The 23,251-nt window shown below is 71.4% G+C and carries 21 protein-coding genes and 1 tRNA gene; 14 read left to right on the top strand and 8 right to left on the bottom strand.

Annotation, left to right across the window (positions count from 1 at the left end; all coding sequences use genetic code 11):
* Positions 1-164 precede the first annotated feature (164 nt).
* A complete protein-coding gene (locus tag O7605_RS19605; protein ID WP_269740513.1) occupies positions 165-2,648 on the top strand; it encodes an ATP-binding protein in 2,484 nt (827 codons plus the stop codon).
* A gap of 295 nt (positions 2,649-2,943) precedes the next feature.
* Here the strand turns inward: O7605_RS19605 and O7605_RS19600 are convergent, their stop codons facing one another.
* A complete protein-coding gene (locus O7605_RS19600) occupies positions 2,944-3,495 on the bottom strand; it encodes a MarR family winged helix-turn-helix transcriptional regulator (protein WP_269740512.1) in 552 nt (183 codons plus the stop codon).
* A 103-nt stretch (positions 3,496-3,598) separates the two neighbouring features.
* Here O7605_RS19600 and O7605_RS19595 point away from each other — a divergent pair, with 103 nt between their 5' ends.
* Complete coding sequence (locus O7605_RS19595; protein ID WP_269740511.1) at positions 3,599-4,180, top strand: YceI family protein; 582 nt, start codon at positions 3,599-3,601, stop codon at positions 4,178-4,180.
* Between the two features lie 317 nt (positions 4,181-4,497).
* Entirely contained in the window at positions 4,498-5,976 is a 1,479-nt protein-coding gene (locus O7605_RS19590) for a glutamate--cysteine ligase (RefSeq protein ID WP_269740510.1), read from the top strand.
* 72 nt (positions 5,977-6,048) lie between these two features.
* Here the strand turns inward: O7605_RS19590 and O7605_RS19585 are convergent, their stop codons facing one another.
* Positions 6,049-7,584: a hypothetical protein gene (locus O7605_RS19585; RefSeq protein WP_269740509.1), complete on the bottom strand. Its 1,536-nt coding sequence runs from the start codon at positions 7,582-7,584 to the stop codon at positions 6,049-6,051.
* Between the two features lie 122 nt (positions 7,585-7,706).
* Here O7605_RS19585 and O7605_RS19580 point away from each other — a divergent pair, with 122 nt between their 5' ends.
* Both O7605_RS19580 and O7605_RS19575 read left to right on the top strand, forming a co-directional pair.
* Positions 7,707-8,396 carry a PASTA domain-containing protein gene (locus O7605_RS19580; protein ID WP_269740508.1) on the top strand — a complete coding sequence of 230 codons (690 nt, stop codon included), beginning with the start codon at positions 7,707-7,709 and terminating at the stop codon, positions 8,394-8,396.
* A gap of 279 nt (positions 8,397-8,675) precedes the next feature.
* A complete protein-coding gene (locus tag O7605_RS19575; RefSeq protein WP_443083992.1) occupies positions 8,676-9,329 on the top strand; it encodes a PASTA domain-containing protein in 654 nt (217 codons plus the stop codon).
* Positions 9,330-9,337: 8 nt separating this feature from the next.
* Here O7605_RS19575 and O7605_RS19570 read toward each other — a convergent pair whose 3' ends face one another.
* Positions 9,338-9,784, bottom strand: coding sequence for a hypothetical protein (locus tag O7605_RS19570; protein WP_281582736.1), 447 nt, complete (start codon positions 9,782-9,784; stop codon positions 9,338-9,340).
* 110 nt (positions 9,785-9,894) lie between these two features.
* Positions 9,895-10,182, bottom strand: coding sequence for a hypothetical protein (locus O7605_RS19565; protein WP_269740505.1), 288 nt, complete (start codon positions 10,180-10,182; stop codon positions 9,895-9,897).
* Positions 10,183-10,734: 552 nt separating this feature from the next.
* On the opposite strand from O7605_RS19565, the gene O7605_RS19560 reads away from it, so the two are divergent.
* From O7605_RS19560 to O7605_RS19550, 3 genes are all read left to right on the top strand, one after another.
* Positions 10,735-11,610, top strand: a complete 876-nt coding sequence (locus O7605_RS19560; RefSeq protein WP_269740504.1) for a helix-turn-helix domain-containing protein — start codon at positions 10,735-10,737, stop codon at positions 11,608-11,610.
* Positions 11,586-11,807: a DUF397 domain-containing protein gene (locus O7605_RS19555; protein WP_093409203.1), complete on the top strand. Its 222-nt coding sequence runs from the start codon at positions 11,586-11,588 to the stop codon at positions 11,805-11,807. Before O7605_RS19560 ends, O7605_RS19555 begins: the two co-directional genes overlap by 25 nt.
* Before the next feature lie 241 nt (positions 11,808-12,048).
* Positions 12,049-12,453 carry a hypothetical protein gene (locus tag O7605_RS19550; protein WP_269740503.1) on the top strand — a complete coding sequence of 135 codons (405 nt, stop codon included), beginning with the start codon at positions 12,049-12,051 and terminating at the stop codon, positions 12,451-12,453.
* Here O7605_RS19550 and O7605_RS19545 read toward each other — a convergent pair.
* A complete protein-coding gene (locus O7605_RS19545) occupies positions 12,418-13,020 on the bottom strand; it encodes a hypothetical protein (RefSeq protein ID WP_269740502.1) in 603 nt (200 codons plus the stop codon). The genes O7605_RS19550 and O7605_RS19545 overlap by 36 nt on opposite strands.
* 220 nt (positions 13,021-13,240) lie before the next feature.
* On the opposite strand from O7605_RS19545, the gene O7605_RS19540 reads away from it, so the two are divergent.
* Positions 13,241-15,115: a S8 family peptidase gene (locus O7605_RS19540; RefSeq protein ID WP_269740501.1), complete on the top strand. Its 1,875-nt coding sequence runs from the start codon at positions 13,241-13,243 to the stop codon at positions 15,113-15,115.
* Positions 15,116-15,172: 57 nt separating this feature from the next.
* Here O7605_RS19540 and O7605_RS19535 read toward each other — a convergent pair whose 3' ends face one another.
* The 3 genes from O7605_RS19535 to O7605_RS19525 form a co-directional block, all read right to left on the bottom strand.
* Entirely contained in the window at positions 15,173-15,970 is a 798-nt protein-coding gene (locus O7605_RS19535; protein ID WP_269740500.1) for a WecB/TagA/CpsF family glycosyltransferase, read from the bottom strand.
* A complete protein-coding gene (locus O7605_RS19530) occupies positions 15,967-17,082 on the bottom strand; it encodes an NAD-dependent epimerase/dehydratase family protein (RefSeq protein WP_269740499.1) in 1,116 nt (371 codons plus the stop codon). Before O7605_RS19530 ends, O7605_RS19535 begins: the two co-directional genes overlap by 4 nt.
* 64 nt (positions 17,083-17,146) lie before the next feature.
* Positions 17,147-17,232 (bottom strand) — tRNA-Leu (locus tag O7605_RS19525).
* Positions 17,233-17,461: 229 nt separating this feature from the next.
* On the opposite strand from O7605_RS19525, the gene O7605_RS19520 reads away from it, so the two are divergent.
* From O7605_RS19520 to O7605_RS19500, 5 genes are read left to right on the top strand one after another with little or no spacing between them, the layout of a single operon-like run.
* Positions 17,462-18,271 (top strand): FhaA domain-containing protein, encoded by an 810-nt coding sequence (locus O7605_RS19520; RefSeq protein WP_093409193.1) that lies wholly within the window; start codon positions 17,462-17,464, stop codon positions 18,269-18,271.
* 6 nt (positions 18,272-18,277) lie between these two features.
* A complete protein-coding gene (locus tag O7605_RS19515) occupies positions 18,278-18,766 on the top strand; it encodes an FHA domain-containing protein FhaB/FipA (protein WP_111242783.1) in 489 nt (162 codons plus the stop codon).
* The gene (locus tag O7605_RS19510; RefSeq protein ID WP_269740498.1) at positions 18,763-20,235 is read left to right on the top strand and encodes a protein phosphatase 2C domain-containing protein; all 1,473 of its coding nucleotides are present in this window, start codon (positions 18,763-18,765) and stop codon (positions 20,233-20,235) included. Before O7605_RS19515 ends, O7605_RS19510 begins: the two co-directional genes overlap by 4 nt.
* Before the next feature lie 26 nt (positions 20,236-20,261).
* Complete coding sequence (locus O7605_RS19505; protein WP_269740497.1) at positions 20,262-21,749, top strand: FtsW/RodA/SpoVE family cell cycle protein; 1,488 nt, start codon at positions 20,262-20,264, stop codon at positions 21,747-21,749.
* The gene (locus O7605_RS19500; protein ID WP_269740496.1) at positions 21,746-23,251 is read left to right on the top strand and encodes a peptidoglycan D,D-transpeptidase FtsI family protein; all 1,506 of its coding nucleotides are present in this window, start codon (positions 21,746-21,748) and stop codon (positions 23,249-23,251) included. Before O7605_RS19505 ends, O7605_RS19500 begins: the two co-directional genes overlap by 4 nt.

Raw genomic sequence — 23,251 nt, 5'->3', positions numbered from 1 at the left:
CCTGGTCGGTGGCCGGTCCCGTCCGGGGTGGGCCCGGGAGGCCCCACCGCCAGCATCGACGGCTGTCCGTGGCCCCCCGGTCGTTGTCGGCTTTCGGCACGGCATCGTCGGGTGGCCGACGATCCCGTGTCCGATGTCGGGCCTGGCCCGTATTGTCCGTGCCCATGGCTCCCGGTCATGATCGTCAATCCGGCCCGCCGCACGCCGGTCTTCCGGAGCTGCTGCGGGCGCATCGGCTGGCTGCCGGCACCACCCAGGCTGAGCTGGCCGCCCGCGCCGGTGTCGGGGTGCGAACGGTCCGTGATCTGGAACGCGGCCGGTCCACCCGGCCACAGCGCACCACCGTCGAACTGCTCGCCGGGGCGCTCGGACTGACCGGTCCCACCCGCGCGGCATTCCTGGCCGCCGCCCGGGGCGCCGGGCCGGCGACCGCCCAACCCGAGGTCGGTACTCCGCTGGGGCTGCCGCCACCACCGGAACTGATCGGCCGGGAGCACGACGTCACCGAACTGGCCACGCTGCTGAACGATCCGCGTGGTCCCCGGGTGGTGAGCCTGGTGGGGTTGGCCGGCGTCGGCAAGACGGCACTGGCGTTGGCGGCGGTGCACGCCGCCGCGCCCGCCCACCCCGGCGGTGTCGCCGGCGTCCTGATCGGTGCCGGGTCGGACGCGGCCGACGTGCACGCCGCGGTGATGACCGTCTTCGGTGTCGCCCGGGACGCCGAGCTGGCCGCTCGGCTCGGCGACCGTCGGGCGCTGCTGCTGGTGGACGCCGTGGAGCGGGCACCCGACCCGGTGGCCGGCACCCTGCGGCGGCTCGTCGGCGTGGTGCCGTCGCTGCGGGTGGTGGTCACCGGTCGGCATCCCGTCGGGCTGCCGGGTGAGTGGGTGCGCCCCGTGTCGCCGTTGGAGGTTCCGTCACCGGGCGACACCGATCCGGCCACGCTCGCCGGTTATCCGGCGGTGACCCTGTTCACCTCGCGCCTGGCCCAGGTCCGGCGGGAACCGCCGGACGACGCCGAGCTGCCGGCGCTGGCCGCCCTGGTGCGACGGCTGGGTGGGCTGCCACTGGCCATCGAACTGATGGCGGCGCGCGGGCGGCTGCTCGACCTCACCGAACTGCTCGACCGGTACGGCGACCGGGTGCTGGATCTGGACACCTCGGCCGCCACGCACAGCGGTTGGGTGCCACGGCCCCGGGGCGACGACGCTCGCACGGCGGTGGCCGAGACCCTGCGGGACGCGGTGGCCACCAGCTACCGCCTGCTCGCCGTCGAGGACCGGGCGGTGCTGCGCCAGCTCGCTGCCTTCGGCAACCGATGGTCGGTGGAACTGGCCGAGGAGATGCTCGCCGGCACCGGCGTCGATCCGGTGCCGCTGTTGAACCGCTTCCTCGATCTCGGTCTGCTGAGCGTACGGGGTGGCGGCTCGTACCGGTTCCGACTCGTCGACGCCGTCCGGGACTACGCCGTCGAGCAGGCGTCCGGCACCGGCGAGTCGACGGTGATCCGACGTCGCCACGCGCGGGTGGTGACCCGGCTGGTGGAGCGGACCGCGCCGGGGTTGACGGGCGCCGGTGCCAGTGCCGCCGCGCACCGCCTCGACGAGGTCACCGGCGACATCAGCTCGGCCCTGGCGTACGCGGCGGTCGACGACCCCTTGACCGCGTTACGCCTGGCGGTGAGCCTGCCCCGGTGGTGGCGGCTACGCGGGCGGGACGTGGTCGGTCGGCAGTGGCTGCTGCGGCTGCTGGCCGACCCGCGCACCGCCGACGCCGATCCAGCCCTGCGCGCGTGGGCCTCGGTGGGTGTGGCGATGCTCGCCGGGGAGCACGGTGCGGCCGCGACGGAGCTGCCGACGGCCCGCGCGGCGCTGGCGGAGTTTCGTCGACTCGGTGACGTGCCGGGTGAGTTGGAGGCGCGCACGGTACTCGGCGTCCTGCTGGCCGCGACCGGACGGCCGGACCAGGCGCGGGAGCAGGCGGTGGCGGTACTGGCCCTGGCCACCGAGCATGGCCTGACCCGCCAGATGGCGGTCGCGCAGCATCAGCTGGCGTGGCACGAGATGAGAATCGGTGACCTGGCCACGGCACGTCGCCGCCTGGCCGTGGTGGACCGGCTCGGTGGGCAGTGCGCGGAGCAGCGGCTGCGGCTGCTGGCCCGGGGCACGGTCGCGGAGGTGTTCCGCCTGGAGGGCCGGTACGCCGACGCTGTCGACGAGGCTCGCCGGGTGTTGGCGGCGTTCAGCGACCTGGGCACCCCGCGCGGTCGGCGCGAGGTGCTGGGGACATTGGGTCTGGCGCTCGCTCAGGACGGTCGGGCGGTCGAGGCCGCCGAGGTGCTCGCCGAGTTGCGCCCGCTCGACGGCACCGGCGCGCTGATCGAGGGCCACCTGGCGCTGCACCGGGGTGATCGGGAGGTCGCGGCGGAGTGGTTCGCCGCCGCAGCGGAGCCGGACGAGGTCGGACGGGACCGACGCACGGTGGTGGAGGCTCTGGTGGGGCTGGCGGCGAGCACCTCCGACGCGGGCGTGCTCGACCGGCTGGAGGTGGCCTGCCGGGAGAGCGGTGTCCGGCTGCTCGCACACGAGGAGGAACTGCTCTACGTGCTGTCGGTGACCCGGAACGGCCCCCCGGTGGACGGGCGGTGAGCGCCACGAAGGGACCGCGGGTGGCGGGGACGGGGACGGCGCGGGCGAGGAAGCCCCCTGTTGCCACCCCTCGCTCATCGCCCGCGCCGGTGCCCCCCGCTGCCCCCGCCGCTGCGAGACTAGCGAGGGTCAGCCGGCCCGTCTGTCGGGTTTGGTGGGCTATCGCCGGTTGATCCGGTGGTTCTGCCGGTCTTTCTGCCGGTGAGGTGACGCTCGGCTGGTGCCCTGTGCACCCAGGGTCCACACCTCGTCGAGGACGCCGGGAACCGCTGGCGCGGACGATGCGAGGGGTCTCTCAGCGGCGCGGCTGGCCGCCCGTCGTGGGCGGTGCCACCGCGTCCTCGGCGCACTCGGCAGGTGTCTCCCCGGGCGCGACGGATCGACTCCCGGCGGTCGCGCAGGGGTGCACGGCGTCGCGGATCCGGCGCAGGCCGTCGAGGAGTGCGTCAAGCGCGGCCGGGTCGAGTTGCCCGGTGAACCAGTCCTCGATGAGTTGCAGATGCCCGGGCAGGCTCTCGTCGAGCCGGCGCAGGCCGGCGGGCGTCACCACCGCGTACGAACTGCGCCGGTCGGAGGGGCAGGCACGACGGGTGATCAGCCCGTCGCGTTCCATCCGGTCCACCACCCGGGTGACGCCGCTGGTGGACAACGAGGTCTGGGCGGCAAGGTCGGTCATCCGCAGTTGATTGTCGGGTGACCGGGTGAGCCTGGTCAGCACCTCGAGCTCGACCGATGACAGGCCGTGTTCCTCCAGCTGGGCGGCGAATCGGGCGGCCAGCCCGGCGTGCACCTCGAAGAGCAGGCCGACAGCCGTGATCCGAGGGTCGTCGAACGTGTTCGCTTCCACCCGTCCATCGTACCAATACTTGACACCAGGAATATTGCCGAGGCTATAGTTGCTGACGCAGCCGTTGGGCTACTAAACGATATCTCCTGGAGGGCAGTCTCTCATGACCAGCAGCACCGAGCCGGTTACCCGCGAGTGGAACGGCCTCACCATCCCGGCGGCCGGTACCTACCTGCTGGATGCGGCGCACAAGCGGGTCGGCTTCGTCGCCCGGCACATGATGGTGAGCAAGGTTCGCGGCGAGTTCGCGGACGCGAGCGCCACCATCACGATCGCCGAGGAGCCTCTGGAGTCCACGGTCTCCGCCACCATCCAGGCCGCCAGCATCAACACCGCCCAGGCGGACCGGGACGCGCACCTGCGCAGCCCCGAGTTCCTCGACGCCGAGAAGTTCCCCACGCTGGAGTACCGCAGCACCGGCGTGAAGTCCCACGAGGGCAACGAGTTCGTCCTGACCGGCGAGTTGACCATCAAGGACGTGACCCGTCCGGTCGACCTCAAGGTCGAGTTCGAGGGTGTCGGCCGTAGCCCCTTCGGCCAGGACATCTTCGGTTTCTCGGCGAGCACCGAGATCGACCGCGAGGACTTCGGCCTGACCTGGAACGTGGCCCTGGAGTCCGGCGGCGTACTGGTCGGCAAGAAGGTCAAGATCGAGATCGAGGGCGAGGCCATCCGGCAGTCCTGATCCGTACGCCCCGACAGGCCCGCGCCCGCACCGCGCGGGCCTGTCGGCTGTCCCGGGTCAGGTCCGTCCCCGGGTATCGGTGCGAATTGTCACAACTTGTTCGTCGCTGGTCGCCGGGGGTTCCGCAGCGTGGCGGGGTAGGTACTCCGGCGGAGGCGACCGAGCTGGTCGGGGCGACGTGATCGATCGCCGCTGCCGGGCGGACTGCGGCAATGGACCGATCTTCGGGGTGGCCGGGCTCGACGCCTCCAACGAGTATGGTTCACAGTGCGCTGCGGAGCGGCACCGTTCCGTGGCGTCGCGCGCCGGGAGGAAGCATGGGCAGGGACGTCGATCGAGCCTCCTTCTCCCGTGAGGATCGGGTCCGGTACCGGCAGAAGGTCCGCCGCTGCCTGGACGTGTTCGCGCTGATGCTCGACGACTTCGGCTTCGACGCCGACCGCCCGATGACCGGGCTGGAGATCGAGCTCAACCTGGTCGACCAGGCGGCCGAACCGGCCATGCGCAACGAGGAGATCCTGGCCGCGATCGCCGACCCGTTGTTCCAGACCGAGCTCGGACAGTTCAACCTGGAACTGAACGCGAACCCCCGAATGATCTCCGGCAACGGGTTCGCGGACTACGAACGCGACCTCTGCGCCAGCCTCGACCGGGCCAACGAGCGCGCGGCACGCTCGGACACCCGGATCGTTCTGGTCGGCATCCTGCCCACGTTGAACGAGCGGCACCTGGTGGCCGACAACCTCTCCACGAACGAGCGGTACCGGGTGCTCAACGACCAGATCGTGGGAGCCCGGGGCGAGGACATCGAGCTGGACATCCGCGGCGTCGAGCGACTGCGTACGCACAACGACTCGATCGCGCCGGAGGCGGCCTGCACCAGCCTCCAGTTCCACCTCCAGGTGGCGCCGGACAGCTTCGCCGACTACTGGAACGCCTCACAGGCGATCGCCGCCGCCCAGGTGGCCGTGGGCGCCAACTCACCGTTTCTCTACGATCGGCAGCTCTGGGCGGAGACCCGCATCGCCCTGTTCGAGCAGGCCACCGACACCCGGCCGGACGAGCTGAAGGCCCAGGGCGTACGGCCCCGGGTCTGGTTCGGTGAGCGGTGGATCACCTCGATCTTCGACCTGTTCGAGGAGAACGTCCGCTACTTTCCGCCGCTGCTGCCGATCTGCGAGAGCGAGGACCCGGTCGAGGTCCTGCACGCCGGCGGCGTTCCCGAGCTGGCCGAACTGCGGCTGCACAACGGCACCGTCTACCGGTGGAACCGGCCCGTGTACGACATCATGAACGGCCGTCCCCATCTGCGGGTGGAGAACCGGGTGCTACCGGCCGGCCCGACCGTGGTGGACATGCTGGCCAACGCCGCCTTCTACTTCGGGCTGGTCCGGGGCATGGCCGAGGCCGACCGGCCGATCTGGAGTCAACTCACCTTCAGCTCGGCCGAGGAGAACTTCCACGCCGCCGCCCGGCGAGGCATGGACGCGATCCTGCACTGGCCGCAGTTGGGCGACGTGCCGGTGGCCACGCTGGTGCTCGACACGTTGTTGCCGCTCGCCGCCGCCGGCCTCGACGGCTTCGGTGTCGAGGCCACCGAGCGGGACCGGCTACTCGGCATCATCGAGCAACGCTGTCGTACCGGACGCAACGGGGCGGCCTGGCAGACCGCCACCGTGTGGGCCGCCGAGCGGCACCTGGGCCTGGATCGTCGGGCCGCGCTGCACCACATGCTCCAGCGCTACGCGCAGTTGCAGTACACGAACGAGCCGGTGCACACCTGGCCGCTCGACTGAGCGGCCCGGCCGTCTCGCCAGATCTTGGTGCGGGATCGCCCCTCGGTGGGCCGTTTCGTGCCAAGATCCAGACTAGCGACCTCGCTGCCGGGGACGACCGCGGCGATTCCCGCCCTCGGGCGTCTCGTCGCTGCCGGACGACGCCTCGGACGGCGAGGACCCGGATTTCCCACCCACCTCCGCCGGCCCTTCCGGCTGCACCGCCGAGGGCGGTGCGGCCGGTTTCGGTGCTGCCGGCTTGACCACCGCTGGCTTGACCGCTGCCGGTCGCGACGTGGTTCCCGCCGATGCGGTTTCCTTCCGGGCCGCCGGCACCTCGCCGGTCACCGTCTGGTCGAGCCGGTCGGCGGACCGCGTGGCACTCGCCGAGGATCGCGGGGCACCCGCCGAGGACAGCGGGGCACCCGCCCCGGACCACTCGGCGTCCGGCGCGGACGGCTCGGCGTCCGGCGCGGGCCGGTCGGCATCCAGTTCGGACCCGGGCGTGTGCCGGTCCGAGTCGCCGACCCGCTGTCGGGGCACCGTCGGGGCCGCGTCGGGGCCACTCGACCGGCGGGCCGCCAGTCGGGCCGACCGCTGGGCCAGCGCCGCCACCAGGACCGAGCCGCCGATGCCGACGATCACCGCGTACGGGGCGGTGAGATGGGCGGACACCTGTTCCGGGCTGATCGCGGTGAGCCTCGGCACGGCGAGGAAGTACGCGATGGCCACCAGCAGCGGACCGGCGGCGCCCGAGGCGGTGGCACCGACCCGTCGGTCGGTCGCCCGGACTCCGCCGCGGGCCGCCAACGCACCGATCACCAGTGCCGAACCGAGCGACAGGGCCGCACCGGGCCAGTAGAAGTAGTCCCGGACCCAGAACTGCTCGCTGTCCGAGCTCAGTTGCCAGATGCCGAGCTGCGCGGTGGTCAGCCCGCGACCGGCGAGCACCGAGTCGACCACGGCGATGACCGCGAGCAGCCAGAGCCAACCGGCGGTGGCGATGACGTTCGTGGCGGCGGCGCGGCAACGCAGCGCCCAGATCGCCACGAGTGTCCCGATCAGGACGCCGACCGCTGCGTACCCGGCGGCCATGTCCCGCGGAGACGGGGTGTCCGGCACCACGGCCACCCGGGCCGGCACGGCGACCAGCAGCACCGTGATCAGCGCACCCAGGCCGGCGGCCACGGCCAGCACGATTCCCCGCAGCCCGCCTCCCGTGTGCCCGGCGGTGGCGGACGGACGGTCGGCAGAGGGCGGAACCGGGCGGTCGGACGTCGCCGGCCCGTCGGCCGCCGCTGCCGAACTGGACAGCGCCGCGGTGCCGGACGGCGGCGGTGGGGCGTCGGAGGTGGGCGCTCCGACCGGCGTCGAGCTGTCGGCCGGTGATGCGGCCCGCCGGCGGTCGTGCAGCCGTTGCGCGCAGACCGCGCCGAAGATCGTCGACGTGGCGGCGATCCAGGTGGCCCAGATCAGGCTCGCCACCCAGGCCGCCGTGCCGGCGGTCGCCTCAGGGGGTGCCCAGTTGAGGATGCCCAGGCCGTACCCGAAACCCAGTTGGGCGGCACCGGCACCGGCTGCCACGCCGGCCGCGGTGGCGATCAATCCTCCCCAGCCCTGTCTGGCCATGCCGGGCAGCGTAACGTCCTGTGGTCGGTGCGGCGAGTCGTGCGCGGCATCGACCGGCAATGGTCACGGAGAGTGCTTGGCCCCGGTCGGTACGGTCGCGGGGGAATGAGGCGGTGGGCGGGATGACGGACGGGACCACGGATGGGCGGCCGGGGGGCGGCGGCACCGCCCCGGACCGGACGAGAATGGTCGTCGGTGGTGGGCTCGCCGCCGTACTGCTCGCGGTCATCGGTGCCGCCGGGGGCTGGGTGCTCGCCGGCGACCAGGTGGGACCGGACCCGGTGTCCTCCGGCGCGACCGGCACCGCCACCCCGACGCCCGCCGTCCGGACCTCGCCACCTCGGAAACCGCCGACGTCGACCACCCCGACCCGACCGAGCAGCAGCCCCAGCCCGTCGCGGCCGACCGGGCTCACCGTTCCGGACCTGGTCGGCCTGGACTTCGAGGAGGCCCGGGAGGAGCTGCGCGACCTGGGCCTGGGCTGGCAACTCGTCTTCGGCAGCGGCGACGGCTCCAGCGTGCGCAGCACCGACCCGGCGCCGGGCACGCCGGTGCGGCGTGGCGTCACCGTAAAGATCAACGTTGCCGGGGCCGCGCCGCCGAACGAGGTGCCGGATCTGATCGGCGAGAAGTGCAACGAGGCCGGTGCCGAACTCGTCGACGACGGCTTCTCCCCACGCTATCCGGCCGGGCGTTCCGGCACCGTCACCGCACAACAACCGGTGGGCGGCACGGTCGGCAGGTGGAACGACGTGGTCCAGCTCCGGTGCGGCACGCCGCCGAGTGCGGACGCGAGCGCGCCGGCGCCGTGACGCGCACCCGACACGCTGATGCCGACCGGTGACCGGCAGAACCGCTAGGTTGACCGTCGAGGGGCCTGGTGCCCGCCCGGTCGGCGGAAAGGACGTGCCGTGAGCGACGAGCGCCAGGAGCCGACCGACGGGCAACCGGACGACCGGACCCGTCCGATCTCGCCGTCCGGCGACAACAACCCGGACGAGACCGCGCCGCTCGGGCGTACGCCGGACGAGACCGCGCCGTTGGACCGTGTGGCCGGCGCGTCGGCGCAGGCACCCGACGAGACCGCGCCGATGGACCGGGCGGCGGGAGAACCGCCGGTTCCGGCCGACGCCACCGCGCAGCTGCCGCCGACCCAGCGTTCCGGTCCGGCGGCGTGGTCCGGGCGTGCCGAGGTGCCCTCGCTGCGGCCGGGTGTGGACCGGGAGCCGGCCGGCGGCGACTGGTATGCCGACGATCAGCCGGGCCGACCGTGGTGGCTGCCGATCCTCTGGGGCGTCCTGCTGCTGCTTCTGCTCGCCCTGATCGGGGGCGGGTTCTGGTTGGCCAGCCAGGGGCTCGACGACGAGGGGCCGGGCTCGGAGTCGCCCTCGCCGACCACCCAGGCTCCACCCACCACGGCGTCGCCGTCGCCGACCACCGCGTCTCCGTCAGCGGCACCGACGACGAGCGCCGCGCCGGACCAGGTGCCGGTACCGCCGCTGGTGGGTCTGCCGGAGGCCGCGGCACGGGCGGCGCTGGACGGGCTCGACCTCGACTACGAGGTGGAGTACCGCCCGTCGGACCAGCCGGAGGGGACGGTCATCGCCACCGACCCGGAGGCCGGCGAGCTCGTGGCGGCCGGCGACGAGGTTCGGCTGGTGGTCGCCGAGGCCAGTCCGAGTCCGCCGCCGACGACGGGCGAGCCGACCACCGAACCGACCGCGACGGCTAGCCCCACGGGTTGATCGGCGGGTCACCACATGCGGCGTCTGGTACCGACCAGCCCCAAGCCGGCAAGGGAGATCGCCAGCCCGAAGACCCCGGACCAGAACAGCGAGCGGCTGAGTTCCTCCCGGCTGTGGTCACCCGTGGCCCGGGCCGGCGCGTCCTCGTCGGTCGGGTCCGCGGGCTGCGGGGAGTCGACGGACTCGGTCGGTCGGTCGGCTGGCTGGCCGAAGAAGCCGTCGTAGGCGAAGGCGTCCCAGACACCGTCGGTCGCGGTGTCCGGCTCTACCGGTTCGCTCTCCACGACTGTGATCTCCGGAGCCGGTACGGGCTCGGCCAGCCGGGTGGACGACAAAGCTGGATCGCGGCCCAGCACCACCAGGGTGGTGACGGCACCGAGAAGCGCCAGGAGCCCGAAGGTGTAGGCGATGCGGGGCCGGCGTGGCTCCCGCGCGGACATATTGACCATGGCCATCCCAGGTTCGGGGTCCGGGAGGCGCGGGGTGCGGACATGCCGGGGTGGGCATACCGATTCTATGTCGGCGGCATGCCCCCCGAATCCTTTTCACCTGAGGTTCGTGATGCTCAGTGCACCCGAACCGGCGTCCGTACGACCGGCCGGCGGGCCGACCGTACGGTGTGCGGACGCGGCTGTGGTGCGGCCTGGACCTGCCGCAGCCCGGCCCGCTGGACGAAGATCGATCGACGGTTGACCGCGTCCCCCGCCGCGTTCAACTCGTAGCCTTCGAGCCAGAGCCAACCGTCGTAGGTCGGCCGGTCGAGTACCCGGATCACCCGGAACAGAATGGGCCTGCGGAACTGGACACTCGCCGCGCGTGTCACGTGCAGTACGTCACCGGAGCGGGGAAGCACATGGGCTCCTGGAAGGGTCGGCCGGCGGGGAAGGGCCGGCTGGGAATGATGGGGGGTTGTGCGGCTCCGGCGACGAGGTCGTGTCTCGGGGGCCGGAGTGGGTGGCCGGTCCGTCAGTGTGGAGCCGCTGATGGCGGGCTCCTGCGCGATCGGTCGGTTGATCAGGAGGTGTCGTGGTCGCACGTGGGCGAGCGGCTCCCGATCCCGTGGGCCGGGCTGGCGGGTGTCGACCGGAAGGACTCCGGACCCGTCGCCCCACGACGTTGATCACGCGTGGAGACGGATCGGAGACGGTCAGTAACCCGGGTCATACGGACAGAGTGCATCAGGAGTGTGCTTCATGCAAGTTGCACGTCGACTTTTGCCGATACGCGAGCGGCTCGCGCGAAACGGCGCTTGAACGGGCCGCCACCCGGGCGGCACACTGAGAGCCGGTTTCGCCCGCCGCGGCCGGCCGAGGACCGGAACCACCCCACGCCGCGAACGCTCGCCGGGAGGATCGCGCCGTGGGCGGGCGGTCAGCGCGGCGCGTCGAGGCGGAGAGGTGACACGGTGAGCGAGCGGCGCAGCCCGACCATCCGGCGGCGCCGGCTCGGCGCGGAACTGCGCCGCCAGCGCGAGGCAGCCGGCATCACCATCGAGTCAGTGGCGGAGCAGTTGGAGTGCTCGGCGTCCAAGGTCTCGCGGATCGAGACCGGCCACACCACCGCTACGCCCCGCGATGTGCGCGACATGCTCCGGATCTACGGGGTGGTGGGCGCCGAGAGCGACGAGCTGGTGCAGATCGCCCGTGAGGCGCGGCAGAAGGGCTGGTGGCATCCGTACAGCACGGTGCTGGTCGGGGCGTACGTGGGCCTGGAGGCGGCGGCCAGTTCGATTCGCGCCTACGAGCAGCAGGTGGTGCCGGGGCTGTTGGAGACCGAGGAGTACGCGAGCGCGATGATCCGCGCGGCCCGCCCCGATTTCAGTCCGGAACAGGTACAGCAACGGGTGCGTGTCCGACTCGGCCGTCAGTCGTTGTTGACCCAGGATGATCCGGTCGATCTGTGGGTGGTGCTCGATGAGGCGGTGTTGAGCCGTCCGGTGGGCGGGGACACGGTCATGCGTGACCAGCTCAAACGGTTGGTGCAGGTGGCACAGCTGCCGAACGTGACGCTTCAGGTCCTGCCGTTCGAGGTGGGAGCGCACGCCGGCATGGACGGCACCTTCACGATCCTCAGCTTCCCCGAACCCGGTGATCCGGATGTCGTGTACGCGGAGAACGCCACGGGTGGGCTCTTCCTGGAGAAGAGCGACGAACTACAGAAGTACAGCTTCATCTTCGATCACATTCGAGCAGCGGCCGAACGTCCGGAGGAGTCCGTGGAGTACATCGCGAGACTGGCAGAGGAGCCGTTGTGGAAGTGGCGACGCAAGGATTCTCCGTGAACCTGGCGCAGGCGACGTGGTTCAAGAGCTCGAAGAGCGGGCCGAACTGCGACAACTGCGTCGAGGTGGCGTACGTGACCGGGGCGGTCGGCGTCCGTGACTCGAAGGACAAGGCCGGACCGGCCCTGGTCTTCGCGCCGGGCGACTGGCACGCTTTCGTCGCCAGCACCAGGGACGGCGCGTTCCCCCGGGCCTGACGTGCCCCGGGGACGGTGACGACGGATCCCCGCCCGGCCACCGGCCGGGCGGGGATCCGCTGCCGTCACCCGACTTTGGTGACGGGCAGCAGAGCCGAACGGGCGCGTACGGCGGCCCAGAGCACCGCGTGCTGGCGCCGGCTGCCGTCGCCACATCGGGCCCGTGTCGTTGTACTTCTCGGTACGCGCTGGTCGACATCCCCCCGGCAGGGCGGGTAACCGAGCGAGGCAGGCGAGACGGATGACGAGTATCGGGTCGGAGAACCTCACCAACGGGCCGGGAAAGCCGGAACGGTTCGGCGGCAAGTATCGCGGGGCCCGGCGGGACACCGTGCTGACCGAGGTGGTGTCGGCGGAGACCGAGCACGCGGGCCGGGAGACCCCGGCGATCGCGGAGCCGCCGTCGCCGCTCACCCTGCCGTCACTGGACCCGAATCCACTCACCGAGCCGTCCTTCCCGGCCGCCGGCTGGTCGACGGCGGACGACGGCTCCCTCGTGGACCATCCGCTGCTGCGTGGGTTGTTGATGGAGTTGCCGCCGAAGGGCAGCGTGCCGCCACCCGGGTGGCTCGACCGCTGGTTCGAGGCGACCAGGGCGATCCTGGAACTGCTATACGTGCAGGGCGCCGGCGGCCGGGCGCGGTGACGCCACCCGTTCGGGCATGGCCCGCTCGGCGAACCGGTTGTGCCGCAACGCGTGGCGTACGCCGATGGCCGCGACGGCCAGCGCCGCGATGGTGATCGCCGGCCCGGTCGCCGAGGGGCCGAGGTACTGGCCGGCACCGCTCGCGGTGATCATCGCCGGCAGCAGCGCCAGACCGGTCACCTGCAACGGCAGGCCGATCAGCGGGTGGGCGGCGGCGGCCCGCAGCCCGTGCGGGGCCGGTGTTCCGGCGGCGACGGCAAGTGCGCCGGCTCCCGCCCACAACCGGCGCAACCGGCGCACCGTGCAGCCGGCCACCAGCAGGGCGGGCACGGCGGCGAGCGTCAGCCCGTCGGCGGCTCGATCCGCCACCGTCGGCCCGACGGTGACCAGCCCGGCGATCGGCAGAGCCAGCGTCAGACCGAGCCCGGTCAACGTCAGCGCGAGCAGCCGGCCGGCTTGCTGACGCAGCTCGCGTGCATGGCGCAGGCGGGGTAGCCCGTCCGCGAGATAGCCGGCGGCCCACCAGACGGCGGCGACCGGAAGCAGGAGGGCGAGATGGCTCTGCATGTCCATCAGCCTTGCCCGATTTCCGGCCCGCCGAATCCGGGTCCGTCCCCCGTTCCTCCCGTACCCGTCCCCGTAGGGGAACCATCTCGCCAGTGTTATGAGGGATCCGACATGTTTAACTGTCCGCACACATCCAACTACCCTCACCGTGATCGGCGTTCATCGATCAACCTGTCACGAGCAGGTGGACGTTCGGTGCCGACCCGAGGGAGGTAGGAAGATGGCTCTTCCACAGAGATCCGTGCTCGTCGGTCTGGCCACACTGGCCATGGTGGCGGCGGCCACGCCGGCCATGGCGGCCGAGCCGGTCGGCACCGTCCGAAGCGCCGGTGGCGCGACCGCCGTCAAGGACAGCTACATCGTGGTGTTCAAGGACAGCGAGGTCAGCCGGACGTCCGTCGGCTCGTCGGTGGACCGGCTGCTGCGCCGGCACGGCGGTGCCACGGCCCGGACCTACAGCGCCGCCGTCCGTGGTGCCGAACTGCGGGTCAGCGCACGGGCCGCGGCGCGGATCGCCGCGGACCCGGCCGTCGCGTACGTCGAACAGAACCACGTCGTCTCCATCGCGGGCACCCAGACGAACCCCCCGTCCTGGGGCCTGGATCGGATCGACCAGCGGAACCTGCCGCTCAACAGTTCGTACACGTACCCGAACACGGCCACGAACGTGACCTCGTACGTCATCGACACCGGCATCCGGACCACCCACTCGGACTTCGGCGGTCGGGCGACCTGGGGCACCAACACGGTCGACTCCAACAACACCGACTGCAACGGCCACGGCACGCACGTGGCGGGCACGGTCGGCGGCTCGGCGTACGGCGTGGCCAAGGCGACCCGCCTGGTGGCGGTCAAGGTGCTCAACTGCTCCGGCAGCGGCACCAACGCCGGGGTGATCGCCGGCATCGACTGGGTCACCGCCAACGCGGTGAAGCCGGCCGTGGCCAACATGAGCCTCGGCGGCGGGGCGAACACCGCGGTCGACAACGCGGTCGTCAACTCCGTCAACTCCGGCGTCACGTACGCGGTGGCCGCCGGAAACGGCAACGCCCTCGGTCAGCGGCAGAACGCCTGCAACTACTCGCCGGCCCGGGCCGCACCGGCGATCACCGTCGGTGCCACCCAGAGCAACGACGCCGCCGCCAGCTTCTCCAACTACGGCACCTGTGTGGACATCCTCGCCCCCGGGGTGAGCATCACCTCCGCCTGGCACACCAGCAACACCGCGACGAACACCATCAGCGGCACCTCGATGGCCTCGCCGCACGTGGCCGGGGTGGCGGCGCTGGTGCTCTCGGCCAACCCGTCGTGGACGCCGCAGCAGGTCCGGGACTACCTGGTCAGCAACTCCACCCCGAACGTGATCTCGAACGTCGGCACGGGAACGCCGAACCAGCTGCTCTACGTGGTCAACGGCAGCACCCCGCCGCCGACCAACGACTTCTCGGTCTCGGTGTCGCCGACCGCCGGCTCGGTCACGGCGGGCAGCTCGGCGAGCGCCACCGTGGCCACCGCCACCACCAACGGCTCCGCCCAGTCGGTGAGCCTCTCGGCCAGCGGCCTGCCGTCCGGGGCGACCGCCTCGTTCAGCCCGGCCACCGTCACCTCCGGCGGATCGTCCACGCTGACCATCAGCACCTCGGCCAGCACGCCGGCCGGCACGTACACCGTGACCGTCACCGGCACCGCGGCCTCCGGCACCAGGAGTGCGACGTACTCGCTCACGGTGACCGGCGGCAGCGGCGGTGGCTGCTCCGGGACCAACGGGACGGACGTGTCGATCCCGGACTCGGGCTCGGCGGTGACCAGCTCGATCACCATCTCCGGCTGCAACCGGAACGCCTCGTCGAGCTCGACCGTCGCGGTGAACATCGTGCACACCTACCGCGGCGACCTGGTCATCGACCTGCTCGCTCCGGACGGCTCGTCCTACCGGCTGAAGAACAGCAGCATCTTCGACGGCACGGACAACGTGAACGCCACCTACACGGTGAACCTGTCCAGCGAGGCGGCGAACGGCACCTGGCGCCTCCAGGTCCGCGACGTCTACGGCGGTGACACCGGGTACATCAACACCTGGACGCTCACCCTCTGACGTCCGGTACGGCGAACGGGCCCCGGCGCTACGCCGGGGCCCGTTCGTCGATTCGGGTCAGACCGCGAACTCGGTCGGACGTTCGGTGGCCGGCGCGGGTGGCCGGGCCTTCCACAGCCCGGTCTTCTGCGCGACCAGGCGACCCAGGTACGCGGGATTGAGGATCACGTAACGCCGCCACAGGCGCTTGGGCTCGAGGCCGAGACGCCAGAACCACTCCAACCCGGCGCGCTGCATCCACGGCGGCGGTTGGCGCAGCAGCCCGGCGTGGTAGTCGAAGGCCGCGCCGACCGCCATCATCGGCATGTCCAGCAGCGGGCGCATCGCGTACGTGAAGATCTCCTGCCGGGGGCAACCGAGCCCGACCAGGACCAGCCGGGCGCCGCTGCCCTTGATCCGATCGGCGATCTCGACGTCCTCGCCCGGCTGCACACCGCGGAACTTGGACGCCTCCACCCCGGCGATCTTCAGGGCCGGGAACATCCGCTCCAGCGCCGGGATCAGCCGGGTGAGGGTCTCCTCGGTCGAGCCGTACAGGTAGACCGGCAGCCCCTCGTCGGCGAAGCGGGAGAGCACGTGCAGGGTGAGCGTCGGCCCGTAGACCCGGTCGGTGAGGCCGGCGCCGTGCAGCAGGTTCAACGCCCAGCGCACCGGCTGGCCGTCCGGGGTCACCACGTCGAAGGAGTTGAGTCGCGCGTTGTGCGCCCGGTCCAGCACGCCGGTCATCACGCCGTGCACGGCCAGCGCGGTGAGCGCCAACGGCTGGCGTTCCTGTGCGGCGGCCACCACCCGTTCGGTGGCCTCGGCGTAGTCGGTGGCGTCGACCAGGACACCGAGCACGTTCTTCTTGGTCATGCCCCCGGCACCCACTTGTCCACGTTGGCCTCGTAGATCTCTCGCATGATCATTGGTACGTCGTACACCTGCTTCCAGTCCGGATAGTCCGCCTGGAACGCCTCGTTGGAGCCGATCCACCACTTGTGGTCGCCGATCCGGTTGGCCTCGACGTACTCGGTGATCATCTCCTGGCCGGTGATCTGCTCGGCCAGCGTGAACGCCTCGCGGTTGGAGGTGTTCGAGTGCCGGCCGCCGCCGAGGTTGTAGACGGCGGCGGAGCGGGGGTTGCGGAAGAACGCCTCGAACGCGGAGACCACGTCCGAGCTGTGGATGGCGTCCCGGACCTGCTTGCCCTGGTAACCGAAGATCTTGTAGGTGCGGCGCTCCATGTTCGCCCGCATCACGTAGCCGAGGAAGCCGTGCAGCTCGGTCGCCGAGTGCGCCGGCCCGGTCAGCGTCCCGCCCCGGAAGCAGGCCGTCTTCATGCCGAAGTAGCGGCCGTACTCCTGCACCATCACGTCCGCCGCGACCTTCGAGGCGCCGAAGATCGAGTGCAGGCAGGCGTCGATCGACATGTCCTCCCGGATGCCCTGCTCGTACGGGTGGCCCGGCTCGATCTCCCACCGGGTCGCCAGCTCCACCAGGGGCAGGCTGTTCGGTCGGTCGCCGTAGACCTTGTTCGTGGAGCAGTGGATGACCGGGGCGTCGACGCAGTGTTCCCGGACGCTCTGCAACACGTTGAGGGTGCCGGCGGCGTTGACGTCGAAGTCGGTGAACGGATCGCGCACCGCCCAGTCGTGCGAGGGCTGCGCGGCAGTGTGGATCACCACAGCCACGTCCCGGCCGTACCGGCCGAACAGCGCGCCGAGCGCCGCCCGGTCCCGGATGTCGATGCTGTGGTGGGAGTACGCCTCACCCAGCTCGTCGGTCAGCCGGCGGACGTTCCAGGCGGTGGACGCCTCCTCGCCGAAGAACTCCTGCCGCATGTCGTTGTCGATGCCGACGACGTCGAGACCGAGGCCGGCGAAGTGCCGGACCGCCTCGGAGCCGATCAGCCCGCCCGAACCGGTCACGAATGCGACACTCACATGCCACTCCTGGTGCGTCGGAGGCAGAAACCATCGGAGCATAGCGTGACGTCCGGCACGCCCCGATACGGAGCGAGGGCCCCGCATTCTGCGGAGCCCTCGGCTGTGGTGGGGAAGGGGGGAGTTGAACCCCCACGTCCTTTCGGACACACGGACCTGAACCGTGCGCGTCTGCCATTCCGCCACTTCCCCGTGGCTCGACCTCGATGAACGTGGCCTGTACCGGGCTTCGCCGGTGATCGGCGAGCCTCAGCCATGCTACGTGACCTTGGTCTGTCGCCGCGAATGGCTTTCGCTGCTCGCAGCGGTTACCGTTCGTGGCGGACGAAAGAGTAGCACGACAATCAGAAGCCGTCCGAACGGGCCGTGGCCTGCCGGCCGAGCGGCGTGTGAGCTGCGTGCGCTCTGGACGGATACCATCATGTCCTCGGGACCCGAGGAGGAGCCGGTGAGCGTGCTGCAACGCTTCGAGAAGCGTCTGGAAGGCCTGGTCGAAGGGGCTTTCGCCAAGGTCTTCAAAGGGGTGGTCCACCCCGTGGAGATCCTCAACGCCATGCAGCGGGAGGCCGAGGCACACAAGGCCATCCTCGCTGGTGGGCGCACGTTGGTGCCCAATCGCTACGTGATCGATCTCTCCCCGTACGACCACAGTCGGCTGGCGCCGTACGCCGCCGCGCTGGCCCAGGAGCTGGCCCAGTCGCAGGCGGAGTTCATCGGCGAGCAGGCCTGGACGGTCTACGGGGACGTGATCGTCGAGATCGAGCGCGGTGAAGGACTGGACACCGGAATGTTCCGGGTCACCGCGGAGGTCTACACCGGTGGCGAGGTCGCCCCGGTCTCGGCGCCCGGTTACGACGCCGGTCCGCCCGGATACGACGCCGGCCCGCCCGGCTACCCGTCCTACGACCAGGGTGGCGGCTACGGTCCGCCGCCGGGGCACGGCGGTGGACGCAACATCCGGCTGGTCTCCGGTGACGGCCGCACCTACCCGCTGCAGATGGGTTCGACCGTGATCGGTCGAGGCGACCAGGCCAACCTGCGGCTGCCGGACGTCGGCATCTCCCGCCGACACGCCCGGCTGGACTTCGACGGCGGGCAGGTCGTGCTCACCGATCTCGGCTCGACGAACGGCACCATGGTCAACGGCCAGCGGGTCTCCGCCGTGGCGTTGAACCCCGGTGACATGATCCAGCTCGGTACGACCACTCTGACCTTCCGCGTGGACGGCTGATCCGCCTTGCCGGAACTCGTTATCACCGTTGCCCGGTTCGGATTCCTCGTACTGCTGTGGATCTTCGTGTTCACGGTGGTCGGCGTCATCCGGCGGGACCTCTTCGCGGGGGCCCGCTCGGGTCGGCTGGTGGCGGCGCCCCGGGCGGTGGGCGCGTCGACAGGTCAGGCGACGGCGAAGCCGGCGAAGGTGAAGCGGGGGCGGGCGGCGCACCAGTTGGTGGTGACCGCGGGTCAGTTGGCCGGCACGCGGATCACGTTGGGTGAGGCGCAGATAACGATCGGTCGTGCCGAGGACTCCACCCTCGTCATCACCGACGACTACGCGTCCGCGCGACACGCCCGGCTGGTGCCGCGTGATGGGCAGTGGTTCGTCGAGGACCTGGGTTCGACTAACGGGACGTACCTGGATCGCGCTAAGGTCACCGGACCGACCCCCGTCCCCCTCGGCGTGCCGATCCGGATCGGCCGCACCTCTCTCGAATTACGGCCATGACTCTGACCCTGCGCTATGCGGCCCACAGCGACCGCGGTCTGATCCGAGACGGTAATCAGGACTCCGTCTACGCCGGGCCGCGGCTACTCGCCGTTGCCGACGGCATGGGCGGTATGGCCGCCGGTGACGTCGCCAGCAACATTGTCATCGGTGCCATGGCGCCACTGGACGAGGACGTCCCAGGCGATGCCCTGGTCGACGCGCTCCGCTCCGCCGTGGGCACCGCCAACCAACAACTCCGCGAGACGGTGGAGGCCAACCCCCAGTTGGAGGGGATGGGCACCACGCTCACCGCGACCCTGTTCTCCGGCAGCAAGCTGGGCATGGTCCACATCGGCGACTCGCGGGCCTACCTGCTGCGCGACGGAGAGTTCGCGCAGATAACCAAGGACGACACCTACGTCCAGATGCTCGTCGACGAGGGCCGGATCAGCCCGGAGGAGGCGAGCAGCCACCCCCAGCGCTCGTTGCTCACCCGGGCCCTGGACGGCCGCGACATCGACCCGGAGTACTCGGTCCGGCAGGTGCTGCCCGGCGACCGGTACCTGATCTGCTCCGACGGGCTCTCCGGCGTGGTCAGCGCGGAGACCATCGCCGAGACCATGCGGGAGTACGCGGACCCGCAGCAGTGTGTCGAGCGGCTCGTCCAGCTCGCCCTGCGCGGTGGCGGCCCGGACAACATCACCGTGATCATCGCCGACGCCACCGACCGGGACATCGTCGAGGCGGCCCCGATCGTCGGCGGTGCGGCGGCCCGGGACCGGGGGATGGCCACCTCGGCCGACGTCTCCACCCCGGCGGCCCGTGCCTCGGCGCTCTCCGCGCCCCGGCCGCCGACGCCCGACGACGCCGCGAACGCCGACGACGAGCCCGAGGCGCGTCGGCGTCCGCTGCGTGCGCTCGCCATGACGACCGCCCTGCTGGTGATCGTCGGCGGCGGGGTGTTCGCCGGGTGGAGCTACACGCAGCGCCAGTACTACGTGGGCGCGACCGAGGACGGCCAGGTGGCCGTGTTCCGTGGCATCCAGGGTCAGATCGCCGGGATGGACCTCTCCAGCGTGCACTCCGAGAGCGAGGCCCAGCTGGACGACCTCACCCTGGCCGCGCAGGAGCAGGTGAAACAGGGCATCCCGGCCAAGAGCGAGCCGGACGCGGAACGGCGGCTGGCGGAGCTGACGATGGACAGCCCGACGAACGTGAACCTCAAGCCGATCTGTCCGCCGACACCGAGCCCCACGCCCTCGCTCGTGGGTTCGCCGTCCCCGACGCCGAGCGCGCCGACGGGATCGCCGAGCGCTCCGGCCGGCTCGCCGAGCCAGGTGGGTGGCGTCTCGTCGACACCGAGCGGCGCGGCGACGGGCACCCCGAACGGTGCCTCCGCCGCCGCGCCGGACAGCACCCCCGACGCGCCCCCCGTCGACACCTTCACGCCCACGGTCGACCCGGCGGCCTGCCGGTCGCCCGAGTAGGCACCGGCTCCCACCCGAGGACGATCGTGACCGCAGCGGCCACCCCGGCATCCTCGCCCGCCACCGCGGGCGAGCGACCCGGCGTACGCATGGCCCGCTCCCGCCGCAACGCCGAGTTGTCGCTGCTGCTGCTGGCGATGGCGCTGGTGGCCGCGTACGGCGCGATGGTCGAGGCGAAGGTGCTCGACACGGTCACTCCGGGCTTCTGGGTGCCGGCCGCCACGCTCACCGCGGTGTTCCTCGGCATGCACCTGGTGATCCGGTTCCTCGCGCCCTTCGCCGATCCGGCGCTGCTGCCGGCGGTGGCCCTGCTCAACGGGCTGGGCGTCGGTTTCCTGCGCCGGCTCGACCTCGCCAAGGCGGCCCCCGAGGAGCGGGCGGACCTGGCCATCTTCGCCGGGACCGGCGGTCGCCAGCTCGCCTGGACGCTGATCTCGGTGGTCCTCGCCGCCGGCCTGCTGGCACTGATGCGCGACCATCGGTCGATCTCCCGGTACGCGTACACCCTGGGGCTGGCGGGCATCGTGCTGGTCATGCTGCCGGCGGTGCTGCCGGCCAGCATCTCCGAGATCAACGGCGCGAAGCTCTGGGTACGCATCGGCAGCTTCTCGATCCAGCCCGGCGAGTTCGCCAAGCTCGCCCTGCTCGTCTTCTTCGCCTACTACCTGGTGCGCAAGCGCGAGGTGCTGTCGCTGGCGAGTCACCGGTTCCTCGGCATCGACTTCCCGCGCGGGCGCGACCTCGGCCCGGTGCTCGTCGTCTGGGTGATCAGCCTGCTGGTCCTCGTGTTCGAGAAGGACCTGGGCACCTCGCTGCTCTACTTCGGCATGTTCGTGGCCACGGTCTACATCGCCACCGAGCGGGTCAGCTGGCTGCTCATCGGCCTGGTCCTCTTCTTCGGCGGCGCCTACCTCGCGTACGTGCTCGGCGAGGCGGTGGGCGGTCCGTTCGCGAACTTCTACCTACGGGCGCAGATCTGGCTCGACCCGTTCGCCCAGCCCTACGACGACGGCTACCAACTGGTGCAGGGGCTGCTCGCGCTCGGCTCCGGCGGGTTGTTCGGTGCCGGGCCGGGTGGTGGTCAGCCGCTGCTGCTGCCGGAGGTGCAGAACGACTTCATCTTCGCCGGCATCGGTGAGGAGATCGGCCTCTTCGGTCTCTCCGCGCTACTGGTGATCTACCTGCTCATCGTCGAGCGGGGTCTGCGGGCCGCCCTGGCGGTTCGGGACTCGTTCGGCAAGCTGCTCGCCGGTGGCCTGGCCTTCACCCTCGCGCTCCAGGTCTTCGTGATCGTCGGCGGGATCAGCAAGCTCATCCCGTTGACCGGTCAGACCACCCCGTTCCTCTCCGCCGGCGGCTCCTCGCTGATGGCGAACTGGCTGCTCATCGCGGTGCTGCTGCGCGTCTCCGACGCCGGCCGTCGGCCGGTCGACGGTGCCGGCGGCAAGGTGACCCGCCCCTCCGGGCCGCCCGAGCAGTTGCACGGTGCCCCCACGGAGGTGATCAAGCCGTGAACGCACCGCTGCGTCGGGTCGGCGTCGTCGTCATCGTCCTGTTCGGGCTGCTCTTCGCCAACCTGAACTGGATCCAGGCCTACAAGGCCGACGAGTACCGCACCAGCGACTACAACGGTCGGGTCCAGGTCGCCAAGTACGACCGCAAGCGCGGCAACATCGAGGCCGGTGGCACCGCGCTGGCGGTCAGCAAGGAGACCGACGGCGAGCTGAAGTACCTGCGCACCTATCCGGGCGGCGCGAAATACGCTCACGTGCTCGGGTACGAGCCGGTCAACGGCGCCGCCACCGGGCTGGAGCGCGCCGAGAACGACTTCCTCGCCGGCACCAGCGACCAGCTCATCGTCAACCGGCTGCGGGACATGGTCACCGGCGACACCACCGCCGGCGGCAACGTGCTGCTGACCCTGTCGAAGCGGGCGCAGGACACCGCGTACGACGAGCTGCGCGGCAACAACAAGGGCGCGACCAAGGGCGCGGCGATCGCCCTCGACCCGGCCACCGGGGCGGTGCAGGCACTGGTCTCCATTCCCAGCTTCGACCCGAACCCGCTGGCGAGCCACGACACCGACGAGGCGACCGCCGCGTACAACCGGCTGGAACAGGAGGCGGGACGGCCGCTGCGGAACCGGGCGCTCGGCGAGGTGCTGCCGCCGGGCTCCACCTTCAAGATCGTGGTGGCCGCGGCGGCGCTGGAGAACGGGATCACCAAGGAGACGAACATCCCGGCCGGATCGAGCTACACCCCGCCCACCTCCGGCGAGCCGATCCGCAACGCCGCGCCGTCGATCTGCCCCGAGTCGCAGGTGACCCTGATGAACGCGGTCACCGAATCCTGCAACACCGGCTTCGCCAAGCTCGGTGTCCAGCTCGGTCCCGACGTGCTCAAGGAGAAGGCCCGGCAGTTCGGGTTCGAGCAGGAGGACCTGACCGTCGGCCGGCTCGGCGAGGGCGGCCTGAGCGTGGCGGCCAGCCGGACCGGCAGCATGGAGAATCCGGACGGCGGCCCCGACCCGGCCGCGCTGGCGCAGTCCTCCATCGGGCAGCGGGACGTGCGGATGACCCCGCTGCAGGGCGCCATGATCGCCTCGGCGGTGGCCAACGGCGGCAGCCAGATGCGGCCGTACCTGGTGCGTCAGCTGCTGGCACCGGACCGCACCACCGTCTACGACACCGCCAACCCGCGCGAGCTGCGCCGGCCGGTGAGCGGTCAGGTCGCCGCCGACCTGCGGGAGATGATGGTGAGCGTGGTGCAGAACGGCACCGGCGGAAACGCCCGGATCAACGGCTACACGGTCGGCGGCAAGACCGGCACCGCCCAGTCCGCGCCGGACCGCCCGGACCACGGTTGGTTCATCGGCTTCGCCCTCGACTCCGACGGCAAGCCGGTCTCCGCCGTCTGCGTCGTCTTGGAGGAGGCCGGCAGCGGCGGCAGCGCCGAGGCCGCCCGGATCGCCGGTCAGATCATGCGGGCCGCCATCAACGAACCCGGGGGCCGCTGA

Origin of the sequence: Verrucosispora sp. WMMA2121 (genome assembly GCF_027460185.1) — a bacterium.
Classification (GTDB): domain Bacteria; phylum Actinomycetota; class Actinomycetes; order Mycobacteriales; family Micromonosporaceae; genus Micromonospora; species Micromonospora palythoicola.
This window is presented reverse-complemented; position numbering and strand designations above follow the sequence as displayed.

Excerpts from the sequence above, each read along its gene's own strand:
- O7605_RS19575 (WP_443083992.1), top strand. The coding sequence starts at position 8,676 with ATGGACCGGGCGGCGGGAGAACCGCCGGTTCCGGCCGACGCCACCGCG.
- O7605_RS19590 (WP_269740510.1), top strand. The coding sequence starts at position 4,498 with ATGGGCAGGGACGTCGATCGAGCCTCCTTCTCCCGTGAGGATCGGGTC.
- O7605_RS19545 (WP_269740502.1), bottom strand. The coding sequence starts at position 13,020 with ATGCAGAGCCATCTCGCCCTCCTGCTTCCGGTCGCCGCCGTCTGGTGG.
- O7605_RS19535 (WP_269740500.1), bottom strand. The coding sequence starts at position 15,970 with ATGACCAAGAAGAACGTGCTCGGTGTCCTGGTCGACGCCACCGACTAC.
- O7605_RS19540 (WP_269740501.1), top strand. The coding sequence starts at position 13,241 with ATGGCTCTTCCACAGAGATCCGTGCTCGTCGGTCTGGCCACACTGGCC.
- O7605_RS19595 (WP_269740511.1), top strand. The coding sequence starts at position 3,599 with ATGACCAGCAGCACCGAGCCGGTTACCCGCGAGTGGAACGGCCTCACC.
- O7605_RS19550 (WP_269740503.1), top strand. The coding sequence starts at position 12,049 with ATGACGAGTATCGGGTCGGAGAACCTCACCAACGGGCCGGGAAAGCCG.
- O7605_RS19510 (WP_269740498.1), top strand. The coding sequence starts at position 18,763 with ATGACTCTGACCCTGCGCTATGCGGCCCACAGCGACCGCGGTCTGATC.
- O7605_RS19520 (WP_093409193.1), top strand. The coding sequence starts at position 17,462 with ATGTCCTCGGGACCCGAGGAGGAGCCGGTGAGCGTGCTGCAACGCTTC.
- O7605_RS19570 (WP_281582736.1), bottom strand. The coding sequence starts at position 9,784 with ATGGCCATGGTCAATATGTCCGCGCGGGAGCCACGCCGGCCCCGCATC.
- O7605_RS19605 (WP_269740513.1), top strand. The coding sequence starts at position 165 with ATGGCTCCCGGTCATGATCGTCAATCCGGCCCGCCGCACGCCGGTCTT.
- O7605_RS19580 (WP_269740508.1), top strand. The coding sequence starts at position 7,707 with ATGACGGACGGGACCACGGATGGGCGGCCGGGGGGCGGCGGCACCGCC.
- O7605_RS19585 (WP_269740509.1), bottom strand. The coding sequence starts at position 7,584 with ATGGCCAGACAGGGCTGGGGAGGATTGATCGCCACCGCGGCCGGCGTG.
- O7605_RS19530 (WP_269740499.1), bottom strand. The coding sequence starts at position 17,082 with ATGCTCCGATGGTTTCTGCCTCCGACGCACCAGGAGTGGCATGTGAGT.